The organism is Streptomyces sp. NPDC090022 (assembly GCF_044748145.1).
In the GTDB taxonomy this organism is placed as follows: domain Bacteria; phylum Actinomycetota; class Actinomycetes; order Streptomycetales; family Streptomycetaceae; genus Streptomyces.
In genome coordinates, this window is sequence record NZ_JBIVFN010000026.1 from 90,016 (window position 1) to 98,893 (window position 8,878).

The window sequence follows — 8,878 nt, forward strand, 5'->3', positions numbered from 1 at the left end:
TTTCGGCCTTGGTGTCGACCAGCGGTGGCGGCAGTGGTTCCTTGGGGCAGAGCATGCACAGGCTTCGCTGGACTCCTGACTTCCTGCCCCGACTGCAGAGGTCGCCTCGTAACTTTCGGAACTTCTCCCTCCGGTAGGGTCCGGCCGGAGATAATGCTCACGACATGGGTGACCTGACTGCTGCGCATCGCGGGTACGAGTACCAGGATCTGCTAGAGGCCTGTCGCCTGGTGGATCTGCCACTGGGCGGCATCGTCGCCGTGCACGTCGACGAGAAGCTGGTGCCGGACGACCGCTTCGACGACCTCACAGTCATCGGAGTGGACGGATGCCGTGAGCGAACCCAGTTCAAGCACTCGGACAACGACGATCACCCCCTCGCTTACAGCACGTTCACGTCAGACAGCCGTGGACTGCAGCTGGATCGCCTCGTGGCGGCAGCCGTCGCCGATCGTGACGGGCCGGGGGCCTCCGCGCGTACGGTCCGGCTGCGCATCGTGATGCGAGACGCACCACCGGACGATGCCGTACTGCGCAAGGTTATGGTGCCCGCACGCGCGTCCGACGCGCCGTTCCTGGCGGGAATGAACACGACGCTCATGCGGTTCGACGCCGCGGCCCTCTGGAAGGGGGTCGAGCTGCCGGCAAAGGGCAAGCGCAAGGCCGGAAACGTATTCGGGTTTCTGACTGAAGGTGACACGGCCGTGTCCAGGGAGGACCTGGAGTGGCTCTGCGAGCACCTGGTGGTGGAGCTTGCCGCGCCGCCCATGACGATGGACCTCCAGCGGCCGGGGGCGGCCGAGCAGCTCCTTCTCCAACGGGTGCGCCGCGAACTCGGCGCGGGGATCCACCCCAACGAGGGGCGCTCGGCCGTCGACGTAGCGGAGGCGCTGATCCGCACGGTACGGGCAGCTCGTCAGCGAGGCATCGAAGTCACGTCGCAGGAGCTACTACGCCGGGCTCAGCTGCGTCAGGACTTTGGCGCAGTCCGTCGTGCGCATCCCGTCGACCGGACCTTGGAAGTAGCGCGGCCCGATGCGGTGGGTGCCTTGGTGGAGGCTTCCGGTACCGCCGCAGCCGATGGGGGCGTTCTGTTGGTGACCGGCCCGCCGGGGCAGGGAAAGTCCTGGGCATGCCAGCAACTGGTTGAACAGCTCACCTGTGACGGATGGTTGGTCGCCGAACACTACTGCTACCTGGGCGACGCCGACGGTGACCAGCTGACCCGGGTGATGACCGAAGCGGTTTTCGGTAGCCTGCTCGGCCGGCTGGCCGAGGCGGATCCGAGACTTGTCCACGAACAGCGCCCGCGGTTCGCCGCTGACGAAGAGGCGCTGACCAACGCGGTGACGGCCGCCCTACGCAAGGATCCCGCCCGGAGGGTGGCCCTCATCGTGGACGGGCTGGACCACGTCACCCGTGTACGCGGCGGGAGGACCAGAAGAGCGGACCCATCCCTGGCGCTCGCCGAGGTACTCAGCTCGCTGCCGCTTCCGACTGGCAGCGTGCTTATCGTCCTCAGCCAGCCTGGGACCCATCTCGCCCCCTTCAGGCAGGCAGGGGCGGCCACCCTAGCCGTACCGCCGCTCGCGCCGGAAGAATTCTGCAGCATGGCCGAGCGGCTTGGGCTCATCCCGAGGGCGGGAAGCAGCACCGAGGCACTCCTGACCGATGCCCGGGACGTCACGGATTTCCTTCACGCGCTACGGGAACGCCCTGTACACGACGTACCTCTGTCGTGAGGTCGCTCTCCGCCCTGAGGTTGTCACGAACGCCGCGGCGACCATCCGGGCACTCCCTCCGTACCGCGATTCACTAGAGGACTACTACGCACACCTCTACGAGACCCTCGGCGCCGAAGCGGATGTCGTCGCGGACATCATCGCCCTTCTCGGCATGCCGGTCACCCGAGACGAGCTCGGGCAGATCATTCCGGACCGGGGCCACCGGATCGACGGCGCGCTGAAGGTCCTGGCTCCGGTGCTCTCTGAGCGGACCGGGCACGGCGAAGTCCGGGTTTACCACGAGTCGTTTGCCCGCTACCTGCGCCTGGGGTACGAGGGCCATCACGGCGCCCTGGATTCAACGCTGAACCTGATCGCCACATGGCTGTCCGGGAAGGGACTGTTCGAGGACCCGAGAGCCTTCCGCCGACTCCTGCGCATCCTCGCCGAGGCTGGGCGAGACACAGAGGTGCTCGGCCACATTGGCCGGGACTTCGTTGCCCGTGCCGTCTCGGCCGCGTTCCCAGCCTCGGCGATCAGGGACAACCTGGCCACGGGGTTGCGCTGCGCCGCCAGATCGAGCGACTGGCCGCTCGTGGTGCGTTGCGTCGAGCTCGCCCGGGCAGCGGATACATACGAGGGCGAGCGCTACGACTCAGTGTTGGTGGACTTCGTCGACGTACCGATTGCCCTGATCGGGGCCCAGACCATGGCGGACCGGCTCCTCCACGATGGCCGGACGGTCATGCCTGCCCGGGCGGGCATGCAGATGTGCGCGGCTCTCGATGCGGCGGGTGCTGTAGCACCCTGGCGCGCGTACATGACGGCACTCGAGCACGAGGAGGATTCCGACAACACCTCATACGGCGAAGACTCCGACCGGGCCGTCAGTCTGGCCTGGCTGCGCGGCCGACTGCGCCTGTCCGCGGCGTGCCGGGAAACAGAGGAGGGGTCGGGGCAGGACGGACTCGGCGGACCAGTGTCGCCGGACGCGGTTGCCCAGTGGCTCGATGAGCACGGTGACCAGGCAGCGGCCGATGTCGTCATGAAGGTGCTGCTCGACACCGAGGGAGCCGATGCTGTCACCGGCCTGGTACCGCGACTAGCAGCGGGGGGCGCGATGTGTCTCGCATTCGCCGAGCAGATCGCTACCGGTGCGGTCCCCGGACAGCCGGACAGCGCAGCACAGTGGGCCCGGAAGGCCGCCAGCCTGGGGTATCTGCCCGGAACGGCGCACCGGCTGTTGGCGCTGGGGGCCTCTGCGGACGACCTTGCCAGAGACTCGGCGGGAGCCGGGTCCCCAGCCCGGCGCGATGTGCTGCTCTCCCTTACCCGCGACGTACAGCAGGAGCGCGTCCGGTGGAGTCCTGAAACAGTTGCCCAGTGGCTCGATGCGCTGGCGGTTGGGGCGGGGGCCGATCCCGTGGTGCTGGGCGCAGCGGAGGCGCTCGTCCAAGGGCCCGGCTGGTACCCCTGCTGGCTGCGGTTCGCGATCGCCCTAGTACGCGCCGAATCCGCGGCGGAAGGCCTTCGGTCGGGTCTGGCGGTGGAAGCCTTGAGGCTCCTGACTGGAGATCTCCGGCCGTTCGCAGGCAATCCGCGTGCTTGTGACCTTTACGCGATCCACCCGCTTGTCGAGGGGACTGTACGCCGGGCAGTCATGCTCGTGTCCGACGAGGACTGGTCGCAGGCATGGGACACGCTCACCGACGTTAGCCGGGGAACCAGCACCACCCTGCGCGGTGAACTCGGCGGTCCGCTGCCCACCGACGCCCTCCTCTCGATCGCCGTCGAGCACGCGACGCCCGCACGGAGGGCGAGTGTGGACGAGGCCATCCGGAGCGAGTTCGAGTACCAGGCCGGCGGACGCTACTACAGCGACCTGGCCGGGTACCTCCTCATCCACGCGCGCCTCGCCCTTGCCGCAGGCGATCCCGCAGGGGCGGAGGCACGCTGGCTGGAGGCCTGCCGCTTCCTAGCGGCCTACGGCTGGCACAAGGACATCACCATCTACGAGGTCCTGGACCCCCTGCCCGCTCTGGTCGCCGCCGACCCGGCCCGTGGCAGGGCACGGGTGGCGCAGTTGCAGTCGTTGTGTGAACGCCTTGTCCTCCACACTGACGGGAAGGAGACCCGCGCTGCGCGGCCGCGGTGGTGGAGTGTACTGGCCGGGGCAGATCCTGGGGCTCTCGCCAAGCTCGCCGCCATCGGGCTCCTCAGCGACTGTAACGGCCCGAACGACCTCCTCCACGGCGCGCGCGAGGACCTCTGGCACAGATGGAGGGACGATGCCGATCCGGTTGTTGCAACGGCGCTTCGCCTCACGCTGGACAGCCCGCTCCTGGAAGGGGACGCGGGGGTGCTGGAGCGGCTCGTGCGGACGGCCGGCCCTTCGATACCTGATGGGGTGTCTGAGCTGCTCCGCTCTGCACTGAGCCGGGCGGACGAGCGACAGGTGCGCTACGACTCCTCCAACGGTGACGAGATGAAGGCGTTGGACGAGCGACGGGTCGCGGCGCTGAACAACGTGGCCGAATCTGCCGGTGCCCCGAGCATCGAGTCCCTTCCCGACCTGCCGGTCGCAAGGGACTCCGGGCGCCGGAGCGGTCCGCCGAGGCCAACGCGGCCACCCAGGGCCAGAGACTTGCTGGCCGGTTTGGTCGTTTCACCCGTACCCAGTGGTCCTGTCGCTCTGATCCGGGCACTGAGGGAATGGCGTCTGCGGCCTTACGGCGCCGGTACACCACAGCAGGACCTCGACTGCATGACGAACCTCGTCGGTTATCGGCTGCTCGGCCTCGCCAGCGAAGGGCGTGCCGATGAGGCCGCACAAGTCCTGCGGGCCATCGCTGGGCCGTTCGACTTCCGCGACGGCCCTCTTCTCCTACGCCAGATCGCGGAGGGACTCGAACGGCACGGCCAGGACGGCTTGGCCGCCGAAGCATACGCACTGACCTGGGTGCGGACACGCGGGCAGGGCGGGTGGCTGAACTTCGGAGGGGAGACGTCCCTCGACGCCCTGAGCAGAGCCGCGCAGATCGATCCGGCCCTCACCTTCCGCATCGTCGCAGAAGAGGCGGAAGCCATCGTGGGCACCGGACGGTACGGTACCCACGGTGTCACGCAGGCGCTGATCCTCGCATTCATCCGCCAAGCCGTCAGCTTGCCCGAGCACAGCTCCCTTGATCTGGGGTTCGCGCTGTGGGACGAAGCGGCGGCGGTGATCGAGGGCAGGGCACCCCGGGTCCACGACAGCGACGATCCTGATCACCTTTACCACGCTGCTAGCCGGGACACTGGCGCAGCTGTACGCGGGAATTTGGATTGCGCCTTCGCGACCGCAGCGCTGGCGGGGCTGGCCCATGCGGGACGCGAGGCGAAGCGGAGGTCGCTGATCGCCGCGCGGGCCCTTGTCTCTCTGCGTCCGCAGACAGCGGCACCCGCTGTCGCCCTAGTGCTGGAGCATGCGTCCGATTCGGCGACCCTGACCTGGCTGCTGTGCCTGCTCGAGGAGCAGGGGGCGGCCAGCCGACCCGTCGTGGAGCACTGCCAGGAAGCACTCGAAGCGCTGGCCCGAGGACCTCTGCTCACCGTCAGGGCTCTTGCGCGACGACTGCTCATTGACGCGGGGGACATCCCCATTGGGCCTTCGAATCCGGATTCGTTGAAGTATCCGAGCAGCCTGTGGACATCCTCCGGAGTGGAAGACGGCGGGGACGATCAGACCCTGGAAGGGCTCGTAGGAGAACTGGCCGGCGCGCGGCTGTACGAAGCCGAGCAGTTGCAGCCGGGGCTGGCCCGGGCGGTCCTGGCCGACGCCCGCCGCAGGCTTGGAAGCGAGCGCACGAAGGGCAGGTGCACGGCCCAGCTCCGTGCCTACCGCGGCGCCGACGAACAACTGCTGCCAGACGCCTACCTGGCCACCGAGGAGGCAGTCGAAGAGGCGGTCCAGAGGACGGCGGCAGGCAGCCGCGCTCACCGGCTCTCAGCCGGACTGGGAGTGTCCGACCCGCGTGCTTGGGAGGACCGACTGGCCACCGCGCTAACGGACAGTCCGTCTGTCTCCCTGACCTTTGAGGCAGCGCGCTGGCCACGCCCCAGCCTTCGGATACCGCCCGGCCCGGACGATCCGGTCGGCTCGGCGGCCGAAGCATGTGCGGAGACCGTCTCCGTACGGCCTTTGGCGGAAGCGGAGGTCCTGAGCGGCCAGCCGCTGACCGGCTGGTACATCCTCGGTTCCGTGGAGAGGCGTAGGTTCCTGTCGCCACACAGTCAGACGATTGGCTTGGTCAGCCTGAGGTTCTCGGGCCCGGAGGTATTGGGTCGCGGGAGCCAGGGGCACCTGGGCGTTCCTCCGCTCTCGGACGGTGACCTTGAGGAATGGGCCGAGGGGCCGGGACAGCCTCTTCCGGGATTTCCACAAGGCGGCCTTCCGCTGCTTGGCGTGGACCGCGACATGCTCGCGGCGGGGGATGCTGCTCACGGTCTGGGACTGCCCGACCTCACGCTGACACCTGGCGGGTGGCTCCGTGCCGCGCTGAGCCTGCGGCCCGGGGTTCCCCTGACCCTCGAGGACGACGGCGGACCGGCTCTCCGGCTCATCTGCTGGCGCACCGAGTATGAAAGGAGTTCTTACCACCTGGCCTGGCCACGGACGACCGGCTGTGCCGTCGTGATTCGCCCCGATCTGCTCGAAGTCCTATCCGAACGGGCGCCTGCACCCGTCGTCATTCGGGACTTCGTCATGCGCCTGGGGTACGGGGGAGAGGAGAAGAGAGACGGGAGCTCTGCATAACGCCGGCACCCATTGAAATCATGAGGTTCAAGAGTCTCCAACAGCCCCCGTGGTGGACCGAAGAACGTCCATCCTGGGTGCATGACTCAGTCCGAACCTTCCCCTGCGCCGCGGAGTACGCCGAGGATCACCCCGGTGACGCGACGCGGCATCTTTGACTATCTGCGAGGCGAAGGCGGCCCCTGGTGGGGACGGCTCGACGAGATCGACTTCCTGGAGAGCCTGTACGACTTGGATAACTTGGCGTCGACAGACTCCAGGTTCACGACTGCGCGTGACGACATCCTCCAGCACCGAGTCAACAATCCGTTGGACTGGCTCGACGACTGGATCTTCGAAGATCCGCGTTTCCAACTCCTGGATGGTCCAGACGAGGTGCTTCTCGCCTTCCTGGCACGGCTCGTCCACCCAGAAGCACAGCCCGACGTCGACCACTCGTCCCAACGTGCTGACAGGCTGAACCACCTGCTTGGACCCGACGGCTGGACCCTCCGAGCCTTCGAGTTCCTGTCGGGCCGGCCGGTTTACAGGCCGGTCCCCACACAAGCCACCGGACCGCTGGTCTCGCTTCCCCTTGATGACGACGACACCAGCAAACTCGACCTCGTTCTCGGGCAGACGTACAGCCTCCTCGACCGTGACGGAGAGGAAGCTGCCCGAGACTTGCTCCGCCCAGCAGTCCTGACGCTGCGCCGTGACGGCGGCTTCTACCACCCTATGCCTGGTGATGGTTGGACGGCCGATACGTACGAAGCTGTTCTCACAGTGGATTCCGTGCTTCTGCCCGCGTTCGCCAAACCGGTCACTGACGCGATCTGGCAGCGGCTGCAAGCCGTGCTCACGCGCCTCCAGCGCGAAGACGTTCAGTCCCTCGTGGTCGAGGGTGGTCTAGTGCCGCTCCCGCCCATCCCGCAGGACTGGAGGAGCCGGATGGCCCAGCCCAATCCCCCGGTCGTTCGTGGCTTCCGCATCAGCTTCCCGTCGACAGAATTCGATGTCACATGCCGGGACTTCACCGACCTTGAAGTCCGAGGCGATGGATTCTCCTACTTCTACGACACCCACACGGGGCGGATGGTCACTGACTTCCTCCTAGACGACCGGCCGCTGGTGGCAACACTCTGCAACGTCACCCTCATCAACAAGGACGGTGTCCTCTCGCCCAGGGTCAAACTGTGGAAGAAGGACAAGGCCAAGGCTGCGAGGGCAGCGGTCATGGAGGTTATACCCGGTACCGAGACCACTCAGATCGTCAAGGCGCTCGTAGACACCAGTGATGTCCACGAGAACTTTTGGAAGGTCATCTGTTTCGTCCAGAACTGTGTTGGGTTGGAGAACATCCCAGGAGGCAGACGACGGCTGGCAGTCGGCGACGAGGCCGAGTTGGCCCGCCTACTCGCTGATCAGGACCGCAGGACCCTCCTCGAAGCCGTCAGGACCGCCATCGGTGGCACCCTCACCGATAAGGACATTCGGCGAATCAGCAACCGCAAGTCGCAACTCCAGCGGTTCAAGAATCTGCTGGATGGTCACGAGTTCTTCGAGCAGCAGCGCGGCCAGGTGGCAGGGCCGGAGGCGGTCTGGCAGAGCTTCTTTGAGGAGAACCCGTGGATCTTCGGGTACGGCCTCAACCTCGTCGCCTGCGAACCCCTCGACGACGGCAAACTGGAGCGCATCACGACTGGCGCCAACATTTTCACCGGGGCGGGAAAGCGTAGTGACGCCGTCATGCGGTCCAAGGGCTTCATCAGTAGCCTGCTGCTCTGCGAGATCAAGACCCACATGACCCCCTTGTTGGCCAGTGCGCCGTACCGGCCTCCGGACGTCTACCAGGTCTCTAAGGAGGTCGTTGGCGCCGTGGCGCAGGTGCAGAAAACTGCCCACAAGGCCCTACGACTGGTCACCGGACAACTGCACAGGCTCTACCAGGACGACGGTGCCCCGACCGACATTGAAATCTCCACCGCCCGCCCCCGGCAGGTGCTGGTGATCGGAACCCTCAGCGAGTTTACCGACCGTGGTGCGGCGAACCCGGAGAAGATCACCTCCTTCGAGCAGTACAGGCGGTCCATTCAGGACGTCGAAGTCATCACATTCGACGAACTCTACGAACGGGCGTGCTTCATCGTGGAGGACCGCTGAGAGCACGCGCTGGGGAGCCGCTGGAGTCCGCGGACACGGGGCCCACGATGCCTGCCAGGATGCCGGCGAGGCCTCCATGGGGAGGACGGCCAGGTTCGGCCGCTGGGTGCGTATCTGCTTCACGCGGCGCTCGGGGATCGTGACGGCGATGCCTCGGCGCCGCAGGAGGCGCCGGATCGCCCGGCTGGAGTAGGCCTTGTCGCCCAGGCCTCGGGTA

3 protein-coding genes are annotated in these 8,878 nt (G+C 67.0%); all 3 read left to right on the plus strand.

The window, feature by feature from the left end; genetic code table 11:
* Positions 1-164 precede the first annotated feature (164 nt).
* The 3 genes from ACIPXB_RS31220 to ACIPXB_RS31230 all read left to right on the plus strand — a co-directional run bounded on the left by ACIPXB_RS31220 (position 165) and on the right by ACIPXB_RS31230 (position 8,661).
* Positions 165-1,742 carry an AAA family ATPase gene (locus ACIPXB_RS31220; RefSeq protein WP_401455282.1) on the plus strand — a complete coding sequence of 526 codons (1,578 nt, stop codon included), beginning with the start codon at positions 165-167 and terminating at the stop codon, positions 1,740-1,742.
* Positions 1,672-6,519: a hypothetical protein gene (locus ACIPXB_RS31225; RefSeq protein WP_401455285.1), complete on the plus strand. Its 4,848-nt coding sequence runs from the start codon at positions 1,672-1,674 to the stop codon at positions 6,517-6,519. The genes ACIPXB_RS31220 and ACIPXB_RS31225 overlap by 71 nt, the downstream gene beginning before the upstream one ends.
* Positions 6,520-6,654: 135 nt before the next feature.
* The gene (locus ACIPXB_RS31230) at positions 6,655-8,661 is read left to right on the plus strand and encodes a Shedu anti-phage system protein SduA domain-containing protein (RefSeq protein ID WP_401455286.1); all 2,007 of its coding nucleotides are present in this window, start codon (positions 6,655-6,657) and stop codon (positions 8,659-8,661) included.
* The last annotated feature ends 217 nt before the right edge of the window (positions 8,662-8,878 follow it).

What these genes read in the sequence shown, in the direction of transcription:
- ACIPXB_RS31220 (WP_401455282.1), top strand. Translation starts at nt 165, where the DNA reads ATGGGTGACCTGACTGCTGCGCATCGCGGGTACGAGTACCAGGATCTG.
- ACIPXB_RS31225 (WP_401455285.1), top strand. Translation starts at nt 1,672, where the DNA reads ATGCCCGGGACGTCACGGATTTCCTTCACGCGCTACGGGAACGCCCTG.